Genomic DNA, 17,390 nt, shown 5'->3' on the forward strand with positions numbered 1-17,390 from the left:
GGTGCTGGTGCTCGCGGTAGCGGTACTTGTGGGCTTCGTCGTGGGCTACAACAAGCTGCGCGCGGCGGACGTGCGGGTCGCCGAGGCGCTCGGCGGCATCGACGTCGAACTGACCCGCCGGGCCGCTCTGATTCCTGCGCTGGTTCAGGCCGTGGCGACGTTCGCCTCGCACGAGACGGCGGTTCTGGGCCGGGTCAGTGGCGCCCAGGCTGCCCTGGCCTCGGCGACCGGTGGTGCTTCGGTGGTGCAGCGCAGCGCTGCCGAGCGTGATCTGGACAGCGCGCTGACCGGTGTGCTGGCACTGGGATCGTCCTACCCGCAACTCAATTCGTCGATCAACTTCCTGAACTTGCAAGAGAACCTGGCCGACACCGAGAACAAGCTCGCGTTCGCCCGGCAGTACTACAACGACGCCGTGGCCACCCTCAATCGTCTCGTCGGAACCATCCCGTGGGTGTATCTGGCGCCGCTGGCCGGAGTCTCCGAGCGGGAGTACTACACCGCGCCGCATTAGGGAAGCAACGGCCTGGATCCCTAAACTGGTCCCGTGCGTCTTGTCTTTGCCGGAACTCCAGAGCCCGCCCTCCCGTCGTTGCAGCGGCTGATCGACTCGCCCCGTCACGATGTGGTCGCGGTCCTGACCCGGCCTGACGCCGCTGCCGGCCGCCGGGGGAAACCCGCGCCCTCGCCGGTCGCGGAGCTGGCGCTTGAACACGACATCCCGGTTCTGCGACCGGCGAAGCCCAACTCCGACGAGTTCGTCGCCGAGCTGTCGGAGCTGGCACCGGACTGCTGTGCTGTCGTCGCCTACGGTGCGCTGCTGAGCGAGCGCCTGCTCGCGGTGCCCCGGCACGGCTGGATCAATCTCCACTTCTCGTTGCTGCCCGCATGGCGCGGGGCGGCACCGGTGCAGGCCTCCCTGGCGGCGGGCGAAGAGGTGACCGGAGCCACCACGTTCCTGATCGAACCGGCGCTGGATTCCGGACCGGTCTATGGGGTCGTCACCGAGCGGATACGCGACACCGACACCGCGGGCGATCTGCTTGGGCGGCTTGCTGATTCAGGCGCCGCATTGCTGGAATCCACTCTGGACGGCATCGCCGAGGGGGCACTGACCGCGGTGCCGCAGCCGGCCGACGGGGTCAGCCTGGCGCCCAAGATCACGGTGGAGTCGGCCCGGGTGCGCTGGGATCTCCCGGCCCACGTCATCGACCGGCGCATCCGTGCGGTCACCCCGAATCCCGGTGCCTGGACGACGATCGGGGACCTGCGGGTCAAGGTCGGTCCGGTCACGGTGGAGCCGTCGGAGGTTTCGTTGGCCCCCGGCGAGATCCGGGTCGAACGCAACGCGGTGCTGGTCGGTACCGGCTCGCAACCGGTACGGCTCGGGCAGATCCAGCCGCCCGGCAAGAAACTCATGAATGCCGCCGACTGGGCCCGCGGCGCAAGGTTGGAGGATTCGGTGCGCGCATCATGAGCAGGCCGTCAGACCGCTCGAACCGGCCCAACCGTGCCACGCAAGGCAAGCGCCCGACCAGGCGCACCCCGCTGGACCCGGCCCGCCGGGCAGCGTTCGACGTGCTGCGCGCGGTGTCGGAGCGTGATTCCTACGCCAACCTGGCACTGCCCGCCATGCTGCGGGAGCGGGGGATCGAGGGGCGTGACGCCGCCTTCGCGACCGAGCTGACTTACGGCAGCTGCCGTACCCGGGGGCTGCTCGACGCGGTCATCGCCGCGGCAGCCGGGCGCCCGACCGAGCAGATCGATCCGGTGTTGCTCGACCTGTTGCGCCTGGGCACCTATCAGCTGCTGCGCACCCGGGTCGAGCCGCACGCCGCGGTATCCACCACCGTCGAACAGGCCGGCATCGAATTCGACACGGCCCGAGCCGGTTTCGTCAACGGTGTGCTGCGGACGATCTCGCGGAGTACCGAGGCGGAATGGATGGCGCAGCTGGCACCGCCCGCGGCCACCGATCCGGTCGGACATGCGGCGTTCGTGCATGCCCACCCGCGGTGGATCGCCCAGGCTTTCACCGACGCGCTCGGGGCCAGGGCCGCTGAACTCGACGCCCTGCTCACCAGTGACGACGAGCGTCCCCTGGTGCACCTGGCGGCGCGGCCCACCGCGCTGACCGCCGCCGAACTGGCCGCACAGGCCGAAGGCACGGTGGGCCGCTACTCGCCGTATGCGGTCTACCTGCCCGGCGGTGACCCCGGGCAGTTGGCGGCCGTGCGCGACGGCGCCGCCCAGGTCCAGGACGAGGGCAGCCAGTTGGTGGCCCGTGCGTTGACGCTGGCCGAACTCGACGGCCCGGACACCGGCCGCTGGCTCGATCTGTGCGCCGGACCGGGCGGCAAGACCGCCCTGCTGGCCGCCATCGGTGTGGCCTCGGGGGCCCGGGTCACCGCGGTCGAGCCGGCACCGCGCCGCGCCGATCTGGTCGAGGAGAACGTCCGCGGGCTGGACGTCGAGGTGCGCCGCGTGGACGGGCGGGAAACCGGTCTGGAGCCCGGATTCGACCGGGTCCTCGTCGACGCCCCCTGCACGGGCTTGGGCGCGCTGCGCCGACGCCCGGAGGCGCGGTGGCGTCGTCAGCCAGGAGATGTCCCCGCGTTGGTGAAACTGCAGCGTGAGCTGCTTGCCGCAGCCATCAAGCTGACCCGTCCCGGCGGCGTGGTCCTCTACGCGACCTGTTCACCTCATCTGGCCGAAACGGTCGGGGTGGTGGCCGACGCGGTGCGCCGGCATCCGGTGACTCAGCTGGACGCGCGGGAGTTGTTTGCCCCGGCCGACGACCTCGGCGACGGACCGCATGTCCAGCTGTGGCCGCATCGGCAAGGCACCGATGCGATGTTCGCCGCAGTGTTAAAAGTAGGGTGATCGCCATGGCAGAACCCCTGATCGCCCCGTCCATCCTGTCTGCGGATTTCGCGCGGCTGGCCGATGAGGTCGCCGCGGTGGCGGGGGCCGACTGGTTGCACGTCGATGTCATGGACAACCACTTCGTGCCCAACCTCACGCTCGGCATGCCGGTCGTGGAGTCCTTGCTCAAGGTGACCGACATCCCGATGGACTGCCACCTGATGATCGACCAGCCGGAACGCTGGGCGCCGCCGTACGCCGAGGCGGGTGCCTACAACGTCACCTTCCACGCCGAAGCGACCGACAACCCGGTCGGCGTGGCCCGCGATATCCGCGCCGCCGGTGCCAAGGCCGGGCTTTCGGTGAAACCGGGTACCCCGCTGGAGCCGTATCTGGACATCCTCAAGGAGTTCGACACCCTGCTGGTGATGTCGGTCGAACCCGGGTTTGGTGGGCAGAAGTTCATCCCGGAGGTGCTCTCCAAGGTGAGTACCGTGCGCCGGCTCGTCGACGCCGGAGAATTGACCATCGTCGTCGAGATCGACGGGGGCATCAATGCCGACACCATCGAGCAGGCCGCTGAGGCCGGCGTGGACTGCTTCGTCGCCGGCTCCGCGGTGTACAGCGCGTCCGATCCGGCGGCCGCGGTGAAATCACTGCGCCGGCAGGCGGCGAGCGCCTCGCGACACCTCACGCTATGACGCCCGAGGCCGCGATGCGGCTGGCCATCGAGCAAGCCGAAGAGGTCAAGGGCTCGACCTACCCCAATCCGCCGGTCGGCGCGGTGATCCTGGACCGCGACGGGCAGATCGCCGGTGTCGGCGGGACGCAACCGATCGGCGGCCCGCACGCCGAGGTGGTGGCGTTGCAGGTGGCCGGCGACCGCGCCAAGGGCGGCACCGCCGTCGTCACCCTGGAGCCGTGCAATCACCACGGCCGCACCCCGCCGTGCGTGGATGCGATTCTGGCAGCAGGGATTTCGACTGTCATCTTTGCGGTGCCCGACCCCAATCCGGAAGCGGAAGGCGGGGCGCGACGCCTCGCCGATGCCGGCGTCACCGTCAGTTCCGGGGTGCTGGCCGACGAGGTCGAGCAGGGACCACTGCGTGAGTGGCTGCACAAGCAGCGCACCGGATTACCGCATGTCACATGGAAATTCGCCACCAGCGTGGACGGCCGTAGCGCTGCTGCCGACGGTTCCAGTCAGTGGATCACCAGTGAGGCCGCCCGCGCGGACGTGCACCGCAAGCGCGCGGCGGCGGATGCGATCGTGGTCGGCACCGGGACGGTGTTTGTCGACGATCCGGCGCTGACCGCACGTCGGGCCGACGGCACGCTCACCGATCATCAACCGCTGCGGGTGGTGGTGGGTATGCGCGAGGTGTCGCTGGACGCCAAGGTGCTCAACGATGATTCGCACACGATGCTGATCCGGACGCATGATCCGCATGAGGTGATGCGGTCGCTGGGGGACCGGACCGACGTGTTTCTGGAGGGCGGGCCGACTCTGGCGGGGGCCTTCCTGCGGGCCGGTGTCGTCAACCGGATCGTGGCGTATGTCGCACCGATTGTGCTGGGCGGACCGATCACCGCGGTCGACGACATCGGGGTGCCCAGCATCCTGCATGCCCAGCGGTGGCGATTCGACGGCATCACCGCGATCGGTCCGGATGTCCGTCTGAGCCTGGTGCCCAACTGATAGCAGCCCGCAGCAGTTAGCCAGCTTTGAATTAGGGTGACCTAAGTTACGGTCTCGACATGCCGGGCATTGTCGGTGATGATCGGTACACTCGTACCAAAGCGCGTTCGCTGCCGAATGTGCGCCCGTGAACACGAGCAAAGGACGCGCGCATGACTGCACTGCAGGATTGGCTCCCGAGCACACCATGGACTCCCCGCGCACTCCGGGCGCTGGTGAGTGCCCCGCTACGCCTCGTGCTGCCCGACCGGCCGGATGAGGCCGACCGGGCACCACGTTTGCTGCGTCCCGGGGTGGAGCGCTGCTGAACCGATCAGCTGGATCGGTGGCGCCCCGGCGGCTCTTGCCCCGGTAGCTGAGCCGTCTCGTCAGCGGACTGGACCGGCAGCACCTGCGTCGGCAGGTATAGCTGCCCGGTCGATGCGTCATCGCTGTCACCGGCGCCGAGGCTCTCGGCAGGTCCGTCGAGCTCGTCGGCGTGGAAGTGGCGCGCGGCGATCAGCAGGCCGAGCACCGCACCCACCACGCAGACGATCGCGGTGATCCCGAAAATGTCGCCGTACATCGACACGTACGCCTGGCGGGCCTGCATGCCCTTGGCGATGAATCGCTCCTGCAGCGACATTTCGCTGGTGTTCGCCGCAGCCGCCAGGCTGGCCAGGTGCTGATTGAAGCGGAACAGACCCCAGGCGGACAGGGCCGCCATGCCGATCAGCATGCCGATCATCCGGGCCACCACGACGAATGCCGAGGCGATGCCGTGCTGCGCGGCGGGTACCACCCGTAGCGTGGCCGACGTCAGCGGAGCGATCACCAACCCGAGGCCCAGACCCACGATCGCGAGGTCGGTGTCAAGCACCGGCAACCGGAACAGGACCAGGTTGTGGGTCTTGTCGAGCACGTCGACAGACCAGTGGGTGATCAGCCAGAAGCCGCCGGCCGCGATCATCAGGCCGGTGAAGCTGACGATGCGATCCCCGACCCGGGTGGCGATCCAGCCACCGATCAGCGCGCCGATCGGCAGGGCGATCAGGAATCGCAGCAGCAGGAAGGCCGCGTCGTACTTGTCCTTACCGAGAACGCCCTGACCGAACAGTTCGACATTGACCAGCGTGACCATCAAGGCCGCGCCGGTGCACAGGGAGGCGGCGAGCGCGGCCAGGAACGGCCGGAACTTCACCCCCGCGGGTTCGATCAGCCGGGTGCGGGCCATCTTTTCCCACACGAAGAACGCGACAGCCGCCACCAACGCGCCGATCAGGAGCGGTGGGCCCCACTCGGGCAGCACGTGCTTGCCGTCCGGCTCCGGGTTGTACAGACCCACGACGGCCAGGCCCAACGTGATGGCCAGCAGGATGCCGCCGGCGACATCGACTTTCTCGCGGTGGTCGCTGGGCTCCTTGCCCGGCAGGCTGAAGTGGATCATCGCCATGGCGATGACGGCCAGCGGCACATTGATCCAGAACACGGCCTGCCAGTGATGGAACAGTGCGACGGCGCCGATGCCGTAGAGCGGGCCCAGCACACTGCCGAATTCCTGCGCGGCACCGACACCGCCCAGCACGGCTGCCCGGTTACGTGCCGCCCACAGATCGGCGCCCAGTGCCAGGGTCACGGGGAGCAGGGCGCCGCTTGCGGTGCCCTGCACCACGCGGCCGATGACCAGGGTGGTCAGGTCGCCGGACAGCGCGGTGATCACCGAGCCGACCGCGAAACCGGCCAGACCGACCTGGATCAGCATCTTGCGTCCGAACCGGTCCGAGGCCCGGCCCAGCAGCGGCATGGCGGCGATGTAGCCCAGCAGATAGCCGGTGATGATCGGCGTGACCTGCTGGATCTTGTTAATCGCGATCCCGACGTCGGCCATGATGTCGGTCATGATCGTGACCACCACGTAGGTGTCGAGAGCACCGAGCAGCACGGCGAGGCTGCCGGCGCTGATCGCGATGTGGCGGCTGCGGCCCGCGCTCACCGACTGCGCGGCCCGCATCAGGAGGCGGGCTTGGTGACGGTGACCTGCTTGCCCCAGTCAGTCAGGGTCATGGTGACGCTGTTTCCGGGGGTGGGTTCGAGCTTGGCCTGCAGCAGGGTGTGCTTGTCGTCCTCGGTGATCCAGGCGGTGCCCGGGACCGGGCCGGTGGCCTTGAGCTGTGGGGCGATCTTGTTGACCGCGTCGGCGCTGACGGTGCCGGTCACCCGGACACCCTCGGTGCCGTTGACCGATTCACGGCCGTCGGCCTTGGCGTCGCTGAAGTTCGCCAGCACGTTGGCCAACCCGGTGTCGGGGTTCAGGATGGCCGAGATGTCGTAGATCTTTTCGGCCGGCCCGTAGTTGGACAGTGGGTCGCCGGGGGTCAGCGCGGCGTAGAGGTTTCCGCCGGCGACGACGAACTTCGCATCCTGGATCTTCTGGCCGAAGGCGATGAGGTCGGTGGTGCCCTCGGCGGCCACCTCGGGAGTATTGGTCAGGTCACCGTCGAGTTTCTCGATGGGAAGGCCGGCGATCGTGCCCTGCACGGTCAGCAGCAGATGAACGCTCTGCTGGGCCTTGGTGCTGGCCGCGGACTCCTGCAGGAGTTGGGCCGCGTCGGGCAGTGGGGCGTTCGACTTCTCCGAGGAGGACGACGACGAGCAGCCCGCGACGAGCGCGGTCGCTGCGAAGAAAATTGCGAGTAAGGACTGGACTGCGAAGCGTGGGCGCGTCTGCATGTATTGCATCGTAGAGGCTTCTGGCGTTCGGGCGTTTTCTCCAACTCCCGGTTGAGGCGAATAGTCTGGTCGGCGTGTTCACCGGAATCGTTGAAGAGCTGGGTGTCCTGGTCGACAAGGCGGAGCTGACGGATGCCGCCCGGTTCACCATCCGCGGCCCTGTGGTCACCGCAGATGCCGGTCACGGCGACTCGATCGCGGTGAACGGGGTCTGCCTGACCGTGGTGGACGTGCTGCCCGACGGCGCGTTCACGGCAGACGTCATGGGGGAGACGCTCAACCGCTCGAGTCTGGGCGGGGTCGGAGTCGGCAGCCAGGTAAACCTGGAGCGGGCCGCCGCGGTCAACAGTCGCCTCGGGGGTCACATCGTGCAAGGCCACGTGGACGGCACCGGCACTGTGATTTCCCGCACGCCCTTCGAGCACTGGGAAGTGGTGCGCATCGGCCTGCCTGTCGCGCAGTCGCGTTATGTGGTGGAGAAGGGCTCGATCACCGTCGACGGGGTGTCGCTGACGGTGTCCGCCGTGGCTGACGACTGGTTCGAGGTGTCGCTGATCCCCACCACGCGCGAGCTCACCACACTGGGGCAGGCGGTCGTGGGGGCAACGGTCAATCTCGAGGTCGACATCATCGCCAAGTACGTGGAACGGCTGATGGCCGGTCCCGGTGAGTAAGAGCTGGCAATAACCGCTGGATTTCGGTGGTTCATACTGGAGTCGGCATATGGTCCCGCTTTTGGGACCTGGCATTCGAACAGGCAAGGTGGCGCAGATGACCAGGCTCGATTCCGTCGAGAGGGCGATAGCCGATATCGCGGCGGGCAAAGCCGTGGTGGTGATCGACGACGAGGACCGTGAGAACGAAGGCGACCTCATCTTCGCTGCCGAGAAGGCCACCCCCGAACTCGTTGCGTTCATGGTCCGCTACACCTCCGGTTACCTGTGTGTGCCGCTGGACGGTGAGATCTGCGACCGGCTCGGCCTGTTGCCGATGTACGCGGTCAACCAGGACAAGCACGGCACCGCCTACACCGTCACGGTTGACGCGAAAAAGGGTGTGGGAACCGGCATTTCGGCATCCGACCGGGCCACCACGATGCGTGCCCTCGCCGATCCCGGCTCTGCGATCGATGACTTCACCAAGCCCGGCCACGTGGTTCCGCTGCGGGCCAAGGACGGCGGCGTGCTGCGTCGCCCCGGCCACACCGAGGCCGCCGTGGACCTGGCCCGCCTGGCCGGGCTGCAGCCCGCCGGCGCGATCTGCGAGATCGTCAGCCAGAAGGACGAAGGCGACATGGCGCGCACCGATGAGTTGCGGGTCTTCGCCGACGATCACGACCTGGCCCTGATTTCGATCGCCGACCTGATCGAGTGGCGGCGCAAGCACGAGAAGCACATCGAGCGCATCGCCGAGGCGCGGATCCCGACCCGGCACGGCGAGTTCGTGGCGGTCGGGTACAAGAGCATCTACGAGGATGTCGAGCATGTCGCGCTGGTTCGCGGCGACGTCTCCGGCCCCGCCAGCGATGGCCACGACGTCCTGGTCCGGGTGCACTCGGAGTGCCTGACCGGCGACGTGTTCGGCTCCCGGCGTTGTGACTGCGGGCCCCAGTTGGACGCCGCGATGGCGATGGTGGCCCGGGAAGGCCGCGGCGTGGTGCTCTACATGCGCGGGCACGAAGGCCGGGGTATCGGTCTGATGCACAAGCTGCAGGCGTATCAGCTGCAGGACGCGGGTGAGGACACCGTCGACGCGAATCTGAAGCTCGGCCTGCCTGCCGACGCCCGCGACTACGGCATCGGCGCGCAGATCCTGGTCGACCTGGGTATCCGGTCGATGCGGTTGCTGACCAACAACCCTGCCAAGCGGGTCGGTCTGGACGGTTACGGGCTGCACATCATCGAGCGCGTTCCGCTACCGGTCCGGGCGAACTCGGAGAACATCCGCTACCTGATGACCAAACGGGACCGGATGGGTCACGACCTCGTCGGCCTCGAAGATTACGACGAAGCGGTGAGCATGGACGACTATGACGAGGCGGTGTACCTGCTCGGTGACCGCCGGCCGCCCAGCCCGACCGATTCGGGCTCGAGCCTGTGAGCGGCCACGGAGTCCCTGATCTGCCCCAGGTCGATGCCTCGGATGTGACGCTGGCGATCGTGGCCAGCACCTGGCACACCCAGATCTGTGATGCGCTGCTCGACGGCGCGTGCAAGGTCGCGGCCGAGGCCGGCATCGACGAGCCGACGGTGGTGCGGGTGCTCGGGGCCATCGAAATCCCCGTGGTCGCACAGGAATTGGCGGCCACCCACGATGCGGTGGTGGCATTGGGCGTGGTGATCCGCGGCCAGACCCCGCATTTCGACTACGTGTGCGATGCAGTGACGCAGGGCTTGACCCGGGTGTCGCTCGATGCGTCGACTCCCGTCGCCAACGGTGTGCTGACCACCGACAACGAGGCGCAGGCCCTGGACCGTGCCGGCCTGCCGGATTCCACCGAGGACAAGGGCGCCCAGGCGGCGGCAGCGGCGTTGTCCACGGCGCTGACGCTGCGGGGACTGCGCGCCAACGCGTGATGTGCCGATGACTGCAGAAACCTGGGACATTGACATCCGGCCCTACCTCGCACCGTATTTCGCCTACGGTGCGGCGCTGATCATCTTTCTGGCGCACGTGGCGGTCGGGGTGCTGCTGAAGGTGGGATCCACCGGCGTGCTCTTCCAGACGTCCGATCAGGTGGCCATCGCCTTGCTCGGGGCGATCATCGCCGGAGCGGTACTGATGTTCGCGCGGCCGCGGCTACGGGTCGGCCCATCTGGCGTGGCAGTGCGGAATCTGATCAGTTTCAAGGTGATTCCATGGTCCGAGGTCCGCGGAGTGGCCTTCCCGGTCGGAGCCCGCTGGGCACGGCTGGACCTACCCGACGATGAATACATCCCGGTGATGGCGATCCAGGCGATCGACAAGGGGCGTGCCGTCGAGGCCATGGACGAGGTCCGCGACCTGGTCGACCGGTACCGCTCGACTCTGGGCTGACACCGGGCGATCAGCCGGCGTCGCCGAGCACGAGACCTTCGCGGCGGGGGTCGGCCCCGCCGATCCACCCCGGCGACGTGCGCACCAGGGCTGAGAGCCCACTGGACTGATCGGCCAGCGAGACCTGATGCCCGAGTGCGCGCAGGCCCTCGACCAGTTGGTCGCGGTCGCCGTTGGCGACGGTGTCGACCGATGGATGCTCGCCGCCGACGTTGGTGACGGGCGTGTTGGCCGCGCCGAAGTCGATCATGGATACCGCCTGCTGCGGATCAAGGTTCCAATCCATGATGCCGACAAGGGTTTTCACGACGAACTGGATGATGACCGCGCCGCCGGGGGAGCCCAGGACCGCATACAGGGCACCTCGTTGCGGCCCCGCCTTGCCGAAGACCAGGGTGGGCGCCATGGTGCTGCGCGGGCGCTTTCCGGGCTGAACCCGGTTGGGTATCGGCCGGCCTTCGGTGCTGGTCGGCTCGGCCGAGAAATCGGTGAGCTGGTTGTTGAGCAGGAAGCCGTCGACCATACGGAACGAACCGAACGCCGACTCGATCGTGGTGGTCAGCGACGCCGCATTGCCGAAACGGTCGATCACGCTGATCTGGCTGGAGCCGTGCTCCGGCGCCGGCGGAGTGGTGATCGGTGGCGCGAAGTCCCCGGGTGCGGCCACGCCCATCGTGCGGTTTCGGGAGATCAGCGCGGCCCGGCCGGTGAGGTAGGCGCCGTCGAGCAGGGTTTCGGGTGATCCACCGGGCAGCGGGACGAAATCGGTGTCGGCGACGTAGCGATCGCGATCGGCGTAGGCGAGACGTTCGGCCTCTGAGATGAGGTGTACCCCGGTCACCGACGGATGGCCGCCGTTGAGATCGATGCGGGCCGGTTTGTAGTCGCTCATGGGGAAGTGCTCGAGCATGCCGAGGGTGGCCGCCACTGCGATGCCGCCCGATGACGGCGGCGGCATCCCGCAGACCTCGCGGCCACGGTAGGTGGTGCACACCGGGTCACGCTGTTTGACGGTGTAGCCGGCGAGGTCCTGCTCGGTGATGGCACTTGGCGTGCGGCCGCCGCTGGTGTCGGTGGCGGCGGCCACGACCGCGTGAGCGATGTCACCGGTGTAGAAGGCCTGGGCGCCGCCGGATGCGATGGCGCCCAATGTTTTCGCGTAGGCCGGGTTGGTCATGCGGGTGCTCACCGGTTTGGGGCTGCCATCGGGGTTGAGGAAGTAGCCGGCAGCGGCGGGGTCCAGGCGAAGTTGGGCGTCGGCGTCGTCGATCGCGGCGGCCAGGCGCGGGCTGATGTCGAATCCCTGGTCGGCCATCGACACGGCCGGGTCGAAGAGATCGCGCCAGGCCTTCTTGCCGAACTGGCGGTGGACATCGTCGAGCAGTCGCACGATGCCGGGCACCCCGATGGAGCGGCCGGACGCCCGCGCATCGGGTTTGGGGACGGTGCGGTCGGTCTCCGACACCCAGCGCAGATAGTTCTCGGTCGCCGCCGCCGGGGCGGTCTCACGCCCGTCATAGGCGCGCACCGCATTGCCTGCGGCGTCGTAATACAACAGGAAGCCGCCGCCGCCGATCCCGGAGGACTGCGGTTCGACGAGGCCGAGCACGGCCTGCGCGGTTACCAGCGCGTCAGCTGCGGTGCCGCCGTCGCGCAGCACCTTGCAGGCGGCTTCGGTAGCCAGGGGATTGGCAGTGGCCACCGCGTAGGTGGAGGTGCGGACGGCCGTCATGTCGCTGCGGTATCCGGTGCCGATTTCGGGGTTGGTCGCCAGGTCGCGAGTGGGCGGCGGGACCGGCGGTTTGGCTGGGCCCGGCGCCGGCGGGGCCTTGGGCTCCGGGGTGCCGTTGGACAGGATCTGACACGGCCCGGCATCGGTCCTCGCCGGACGCCGACTGCCATCGGCGCATCCGGCAAGGATCACAGCGACGACGCTGAGCAGCGTGATGACCGAACGGGTGGACGCCAGCAACCGCACAGTTCGACGGTAGCGGAGTTGAGTCAGATCGCGGCAGTAACCTGGAAACCGTGCCCGATCCAGCGACGTACCGGCCGGCGCCCGGATCGATACCAGTGGAACCGGGCGTGTACCGGTTCCGGGACCCGCACGGCCGGGTCATCTATGTCGGCAAGGCCAAGAGCCTGCGCAGCAGGCTGACGTCGTACTTCGCCGACATTGCGAGCCTGGCGCCGCGCACCCGGCAGATGGTGATGACGGCGGGCAGTGTCGAGTGGACCGTGGTCACCACGGAGGTCGAGGCACTCCAGTTGGAGTACAACTGGATCAAGGAGTTCGATCCACGCTTCAACATCCGCTACCGCGACGACAAGACGTACCCGGTGCTGGCGGTGACGCTCAACGAGGAGTACCCGCGACTGATGGTCTACCGCGGGCCACGGCGCAAGGGCGTGCGGTACTTCGGCCCGTATTCGCATGCCTGGGCCATCCGCGAGACACTCGACCTGCTGACCCGCGTTTTTCCGGCCAGGACCTGTTCGGCGGGAGTGTTCAAGCGGCACAGGCAGATCGACCGTCCGTGCCTGCTCGGCTACATCGACAAATGTTCGGCCCCGTGCGTCGGTCGGGTCAGCGCCGAGGAACACCGGCGGATCGTGCTCGACTTCTGCGACTTCCTGGCCGGCAAGACCGACCGGCTGGCCCGCGACATGGAACAGCAGATGATGGCCGCCGCCGAGGATCTGGATTTCGAGCGGGCCGCCAGGCTGCGCGATGACATCGCGGCGCTCAAGCGTGCGCTGGAGAAGCAGGCCGTGGTGCTCGGTGACGGCACGGATGCCGACGTGGTGGCGTTCGCCGACGACGATCTTGAGGCGGCCGTGCAGGTGTTCCACGTACGCGGGGGCCGGGTGCGCGGCCAGCGCGGCTGGATCGTCGAGAAGTCCGGTGACCCAGAGCAATCCGGACAGGAGCATCTCGTCGAGCAGTTCCTCACCCAGTTCTACGGCGAGCAGGCCGAGCTGGGCGGCGCGGCCGACGAGGCCACCAACCCGGTGCCCCGTGAGGTTCTGGTGCCGGTGCTTCCGCCGAATGCCGACGAACTGGCGGCATGGCTGTCGGGTCTTCGTGGATCGCGGGTGAGCCTGCGGGTGCCGGTGCGCGGCGACAAACGCACACTGGCGGAGACCGTCCAACGCAATGCGCGCGAGGCACTGGCCCAGCACAAGCTCAAGCGGGCCGGCGACTTCAACGCGAGATCGGAAGCGTTGCAGAGTATTCAGGATTCGCTGGGGCTGGCGGATGCGCCACTGCGGATCGAATGCGTGGATATCAGCCACGTGCAGGGCACCGATGTGGTGGCCTCACTGGTGGTGTTCGAAGATGGGCTGCCCCGCAAGTCGGACTACCGGCACTACGCCATCCGTGAGGCCGCCGGTGAGGGCCGCTCCGACGACGTCGCCTCGATCGCCGAGGTGACGCGACGCCGTTTCCTGCGGCACGTGAGCGATGCGCAGCCCGACCCGGCTGCCGAGCAGCGTCCGCGCCGGTTCGCCTATCCGCCCAATCTGTTCGTGGTGGACGGCGGTGCCCCTCAGGTCAACGCGGCGGCCGCGGTGCTCGACGAACTGGGTGTCACCGATGTCGCGGTGATCGGACTGGCGAAACGCCTCGAGGAGGTGTGGGTGCCCGCTGAAGAAGGGTTGGCGCCTGAACCGATTATTCTCCCGCGAAACAGCGAGGGGCTTTATCTGTTGCAGCGCGTGCGCGACGAGGCACACCGGTTCGCGATCAGCTACCACCGCAGCAAGCGGTCCAAGCGGATGACCGCGTCGGCCCTCGACTCGGTGCGCGGGTTGGGCGAACAGCGTCGCAAGGCGCTGGTGACGCATTTCGGCTCGGTGGCGCGGCTCAAGGAAGCGTCGGTCGAGGAGATCACCGCGGTGCCGGGGATCGGGGTGGCGACGGCGAGGGCGGTCCTGGCTGCGCTCGGCGGCGAGCCGCCAATCGGGCACGGCGGCGAGCCACCGGCCGTCGAAAACGGTGACCCGCGAAGTGAGAACAGCGCCGGACTGGGCGATTCAGGGACGCCCGCAACGGTTATCGAGGATGATCGACGCAGGGTGTCGGGATGACAGGTAACGGGGATATGAGCAGCCAGGCGGATCGCGCATGAACGAACATCTGCGCGAGGGCGGCATCGTTAGTGGTGCGGACGCGGATTCGGGGATCGACGTGGTGCTGGTCACCGGCCTGTCGGGGGCCGGGCGCGGCACGGCCGCCAAGGTGTTGGAGGACCTCGGCTGGTATGTCGCCGACAATCTGCCGCCCGAGCTGATCGCCCGCATGGTCGAGTTGGGGTTGGCCGCCGGATCGCGGATCACCCAGCTGGCCGTGGTGATGGATGTGCGGTCGCGTGGTTTCACCGGTGATCTCGATTGGGTGCGCAACGAATTGGCGGCACGGAGCATCACCCCGCGGGTGCTGTTCCTGGAGGCGTCCGACGACATTCTGGTGCGCCGCTATGAGCAGAACCGTCGCAGTCACCCGCTGCAGGGCACGCAGACCCTGGCCGAGGGAATCGCCGCCGAGCGCGCGTTGCTGGCGCCCGTGCGCGCGGCGGCCGACCTGGTGATCGACACGTCTGCGCTCCCGGTGCCGGCGTTACGTGAGAGCATCGAGCGTGCGTTCGGCGGCGAGACGGTCGCCTACACGAATGTCACCGTGGAGTCTTTCGGTTACAAGTACGGCCTGCCGATGGACGCGGACACCGTGATGGATGTGCGGTTCCTGCCGAACCCGCACTGGGTCGACGAGTTGCGGCCGCACAGCGGTCAGCACCCGGACGTGCGTGACTACGTACTGGGCCAACCGGGGGCCAGAGAATTTCTCGACACCTACCATCGTCTGTTGGACGTGGTGATCGCCGGTTACCGCCGGGAGGGGAAGCGTTATATGACGGTCGCCATCGGGTGCACCGGCGGCAAACATCGCAGCGTGGCGATGGCCGAGGCGCTGGCGGAGCGGTTGCAGGGTGGTGACGGGCTCACCGTTCACGTGCTGCATCGGGATCTGGGTCGCGAATGACCCCGCGCATCGTCGCCCTCGGTGGGGGGCACGGGTTGTACGCCACCTTGTCCGCGGCTCGGCGGCTCAGCCCGCACGTGACGGCCGTGGTGACGGTTGCCGACGACGGCGGCTCCTCGGGGCGGCTGCGCAGCGAACTCGATGTGGTACCGCCCGGTGACCTGCGAATGGCTTTGGCGGCCTTGGCTTCTGACAGTCCGCACGGCCGGTTGTGGGCGACGATCATTCAGCACCGGTTCGGTGGTAGCGGCGCGCTTGCCGGTCATCCGATCGGCAATCTGGTGTTGGCGGGCCTCAGCGAGGTACTGGCCGACCCCGTCGCTGCGCTCGACGAGCTCGGACGGATTCTGGGGGTGAAGGGCCGGGTCCTGCCGATGTGTCCGATCGCCTTGCAGATCGAAGCCGATGTTGCGGGTCTGGAGTCCGATCCTCGGATGAGCCGGGTGATCCGCGGTCAGGTAGCGGTCGCCACCACGGTGGGCAAGGTGCGGAGGGTGCGGTTGCTGCCCGGGGATCCGCCGGCCACCCGGCAGGCGGTGGACGCCATCATGAGTGCCGATCTCGTGGTGCTCGGACCGGGGTCGTGGTTCACCAGTGTGATCCCGCACGTATTGGTGCCGCAGTTGGCGGCGGCATTGCGAGCGACGACGGCGCGGCGTGCACTCGTGTTGAATCTGGCTGCAGAGCCGGGCGAAACGGCGGGGTTCTCGGCTGAGCGTCACATCCACGTTCTGGCCCAGCATGCGCCGGACTTCAGCGTGCATGACATCATCGTCGATGCCAGCCGAGTGCCGAGCGACCGTGAACGGGAGCAACTCAGCCGCACAGCCAACATCCTCAATGCCCGCGTTGAGTTTGCTGACGTGTCCAGACCTGGTACACCTTTACATGACCCGGCGAAGTTGGCCGCGGTGTTGGAGGGGGTCCGGTTGCGCGCGACAGGGCCCGGTCGGGCAGTGCAGGAGTCCACCGTTCCCACGCCCGCTGCGAGGTCGGTCGACGTGGCGCACCAGGAGCCGGCGCCGAACACACCGAGAGGGGACGATCCGTGGCGATGACAGCCGAAGTCAAGGACGAGCTGAGCCGCCTGGTAGTCAACTCGGTGAGCGCTCGCCGGGCGGAGGTGGCGTCGTTGTTGCGTTTTGCCGGCGGCCTGCACATCGTGGCGGGCCGGGTGGTGGTGGAAGCCGAGGTGGACCTCGGGATCATCGCGCGCCGTCTGCGCAAGGACATTTACGACCTGTACGGGTACAACGCGGTGGTGCACGTGCTGTCGGCCAGTGGAATCCGGAAGAACACCCGCTATGTCGTGCGAGTGGCTGCCGATGGAGAAGCCCTGGCCCGACAGACGGGACTGCTCGACCTTCGTGGACGCCCGGTGCGTGGCCTGCCTGCGCAGGTGGTCGGTGGCAGCGTCGGTGACGCCGAGGCCGCGTGGCGCGGGGCATTCCTGGCGCACGGATCGTTGACCGAGCCGGGACGCTCGTCGGCGCTCGAGGTCAGTTGCCCCGGCCCGGAGGCGGCCCTGGCGCTGGTCGGTGCGGCCCGGCGGCTCGGAGTCAGTGCCAAGGCCCGTGAGGTGCGTGGCGCTGACCGGGTGGTGGTGCGCGACGGCGAGGCGATCGGCGCGTTGTTGACCCGGATGGGCGCGCAGGACACGCGGTTGACGTGGGAGGAACGGCGCATGCGCCGCGAGGTCCGGGCCACCGCCAACCGCCTGGCCAACTTCGACGATGCGAACCTGCGCCGGTCGGCGCGTGCCGCGGTGGCTGCGGCTGCCCGGGTGGAGCGTGCGCTGGACATCCTGGGTGACGGGGTGCCTGATCACCTGGCTGCGGCGGGCAAGCTGCGGGTCGAGCACCGGCAGGCATCGCTCGAGGAGCTCGGTCGGCTGGCCGATCCGCCGATGACGAAAGATGCGGTGGCCGGCCGTATCCGGCGCCTGCTCTCGATGGCCGATCGCAAGGCCAAGCAGGAAGGGCTGCCCGACACCGAGTCGGCGGTGACTGCGGACCTGCTCGACGACGCCTGACCCCT

The 17,390-nt window shown here is 68.2% G+C and carries 17 protein-coding genes; 14 read left to right on the forward strand and 3 right to left on the reverse strand.

Features of this window, described 5'->3' with window-relative positions; genetic code table 11:
• Nucleotide 1 precedes the first annotated feature (1 nt).
• The 6 genes from HBE63_RS09465 (at nucleotide 2) to HBE63_RS09490 (ending at nucleotide 4,872) form a co-directional block, all read left to right on the forward strand.
• Nucleotides 2-514: a LemA family protein gene (locus HBE63_RS09465; RefSeq protein WP_166904517.1), complete on the forward strand. Its 513-nt coding sequence runs from the start codon at nucleotides 2-4 to the stop codon at nucleotides 512-514.
• Between the two features lie 33 nt (nucleotides 515-547).
• Nucleotides 548-1,477 carry a methionyl-tRNA formyltransferase gene (fmt, locus tag HBE63_RS09470; protein ID WP_166904518.1) on the forward strand — a complete coding sequence of 310 codons (930 nt, stop codon included), beginning with the start codon at nucleotides 548-550 and terminating at the stop codon, nucleotides 1,475-1,477.
• Nucleotides 1,474-2,883 carry an RsmB/NOP family class I SAM-dependent RNA methyltransferase gene (locus HBE63_RS09475; protein ID WP_243858584.1) on the forward strand — a complete coding sequence of 470 codons (1,410 nt, stop codon included), beginning with the start codon at nucleotides 1,474-1,476 and terminating at the stop codon, nucleotides 2,881-2,883. The genes fmt and HBE63_RS09475 overlap by 4 nt, the downstream gene beginning before the upstream one ends.
• Nucleotides 2,884-2,888: 5 nt before the next feature.
• Nucleotides 2,889-3,566, forward strand: coding sequence for a ribulose-phosphate 3-epimerase (rpe, locus tag HBE63_RS09480; RefSeq protein ID WP_166904519.1), 678 nt, complete (start codon nucleotides 2,889-2,891; stop codon nucleotides 3,564-3,566).
• Entirely contained in the window at nucleotides 3,563-4,564 is a 1,002-nt protein-coding gene (gene ribD, locus HBE63_RS09485; RefSeq protein WP_166904520.1) for a bifunctional diaminohydroxyphosphoribosylaminopyrimidine deaminase/5-amino-6-(5-phosphoribosylamino)uracil reductase RibD, read from the forward strand. The genes rpe and ribD overlap by 4 nt, the downstream gene beginning before the upstream one ends.
• Before the next feature lie 152 nt (nucleotides 4,565-4,716).
• Complete coding sequence (locus HBE63_RS09490) at nucleotides 4,717-4,872, forward strand: hypothetical protein (protein WP_166904521.1); 156 nt, start codon at nucleotides 4,717-4,719, stop codon at nucleotides 4,870-4,872.
• A 5-nt stretch (nucleotides 4,873-4,877) separates the two neighbouring features.
• Here HBE63_RS09490 and HBE63_RS09495 read toward each other — a convergent pair whose 3' ends face one another.
• Together HBE63_RS09495 and HBE63_RS09500 are read right to left on the reverse strand one after the other, a co-directional pair.
• Nucleotides 4,878-6,554 (reverse strand): MFS transporter, encoded by a 1,677-nt coding sequence (locus tag HBE63_RS09495; RefSeq protein WP_305848715.1) that lies wholly within the window; start codon nucleotides 6,552-6,554, stop codon nucleotides 4,878-4,880.
• Nucleotides 6,554-7,273, reverse strand: coding sequence for an LppX_LprAFG lipoprotein (locus HBE63_RS09500; protein WP_166904522.1), 720 nt, complete (start codon nucleotides 7,271-7,273; stop codon nucleotides 6,554-6,556). The genes HBE63_RS09495 and HBE63_RS09500 overlap by 1 nt, the downstream gene beginning before the upstream one ends.
• Nucleotides 7,274-7,347: 74 nt before the next feature.
• On the opposite strand from HBE63_RS09500, the gene HBE63_RS09505 reads away from it, so the two are divergent.
• From HBE63_RS09505 to HBE63_RS09520, 4 genes are all read left to right on the forward strand, one after another.
• Nucleotides 7,348-7,947 (forward strand): riboflavin synthase, encoded by a 600-nt coding sequence (locus HBE63_RS09505; RefSeq protein ID WP_166904523.1) that lies wholly within the window; start codon nucleotides 7,348-7,350, stop codon nucleotides 7,945-7,947.
• A gap of 97 nt (nucleotides 7,948-8,044) precedes the next feature.
• On the forward strand, nucleotides 8,045-9,373 hold the full coding sequence (locus HBE63_RS09510; protein WP_166904524.1) for a bifunctional 3,4-dihydroxy-2-butanone-4-phosphate synthase/GTP cyclohydrolase II: 1,329 nt from the start codon (nucleotides 8,045-8,047) through the stop codon (nucleotides 9,371-9,373).
• Entirely contained in the window at nucleotides 9,370-9,849 is a 480-nt protein-coding gene (ribH, locus tag HBE63_RS09515; RefSeq protein WP_166904525.1) for a 6,7-dimethyl-8-ribityllumazine synthase, read from the forward strand. The genes HBE63_RS09510 and ribH overlap by 4 nt, the downstream gene beginning before the upstream one ends.
• A 7-nt stretch (nucleotides 9,850-9,856) precedes the next feature.
• Nucleotides 9,857-10,309 (forward strand): PH domain-containing protein, encoded by a 453-nt coding sequence (locus HBE63_RS09520; protein ID WP_166904526.1) that lies wholly within the window; start codon nucleotides 9,857-9,859, stop codon nucleotides 10,307-10,309.
• Nucleotides 10,310-10,319: 10 nt separating this feature from the next.
• Here the strand turns inward: HBE63_RS09520 and HBE63_RS09525 are convergent, their stop codons facing one another.
• Nucleotides 10,320-12,287 (reverse strand): gamma-glutamyltransferase family protein, encoded by a 1,968-nt coding sequence (locus tag HBE63_RS09525; RefSeq protein ID WP_208301333.1) that lies wholly within the window; start codon nucleotides 12,285-12,287, stop codon nucleotides 10,320-10,322.
• A 50-nt stretch (nucleotides 12,288-12,337) separates the two neighbouring features.
• On the opposite strand from HBE63_RS09525, the gene uvrC reads away from it, so the two are divergent.
• The 4 genes from uvrC to whiA are packed head-to-tail and all read left to right on the forward strand — an operon-like array spanning nucleotide 12,338 to nucleotide 17,385.
• On the forward strand, nucleotides 12,338-14,401 hold the full coding sequence (uvrC, locus tag HBE63_RS09535; RefSeq protein WP_166904527.1) for an excinuclease ABC subunit UvrC: 2,064 nt from the start codon (nucleotides 12,338-12,340) through the stop codon (nucleotides 14,399-14,401).
• Nucleotides 14,402-14,438: 37 nt separating this feature from the next.
• Nucleotides 14,439-15,353 (forward strand): RNase adapter RapZ, encoded by a 915-nt coding sequence (rapZ, locus tag HBE63_RS09540; protein ID WP_166904528.1) that lies wholly within the window; start codon nucleotides 14,439-14,441, stop codon nucleotides 15,351-15,353.
• Nucleotides 15,350-16,411 carry a uridine diphosphate-N-acetylglucosamine-binding protein YvcK gene (gene yvcK / locus HBE63_RS09545; RefSeq protein ID WP_166904529.1) on the forward strand — a complete coding sequence of 354 codons (1,062 nt, stop codon included), beginning with the start codon at nucleotides 15,350-15,352 and terminating at the stop codon, nucleotides 16,409-16,411. Before rapZ ends, yvcK begins: the two co-directional genes overlap by 4 nt.
• The gene (whiA, locus tag HBE63_RS09550) at nucleotides 16,408-17,385 is read left to right on the forward strand and encodes a DNA-binding protein WhiA (protein ID WP_166904530.1); all 978 of its coding nucleotides are present in this window, start codon (nucleotides 16,408-16,410) and stop codon (nucleotides 17,383-17,385) included. Before yvcK ends, whiA begins: the two co-directional genes overlap by 4 nt.
• The last annotated feature ends 5 nt before the right edge of the window (nucleotides 17,386-17,390 follow it).

The sequence above is a fragment of the Mycobacterium sp. DL440 genome, from assembly GCF_011745145.1.
Lineage (GTDB): Bacteria > Actinomycetota > Actinomycetes > Mycobacteriales > Mycobacteriaceae > Mycobacterium.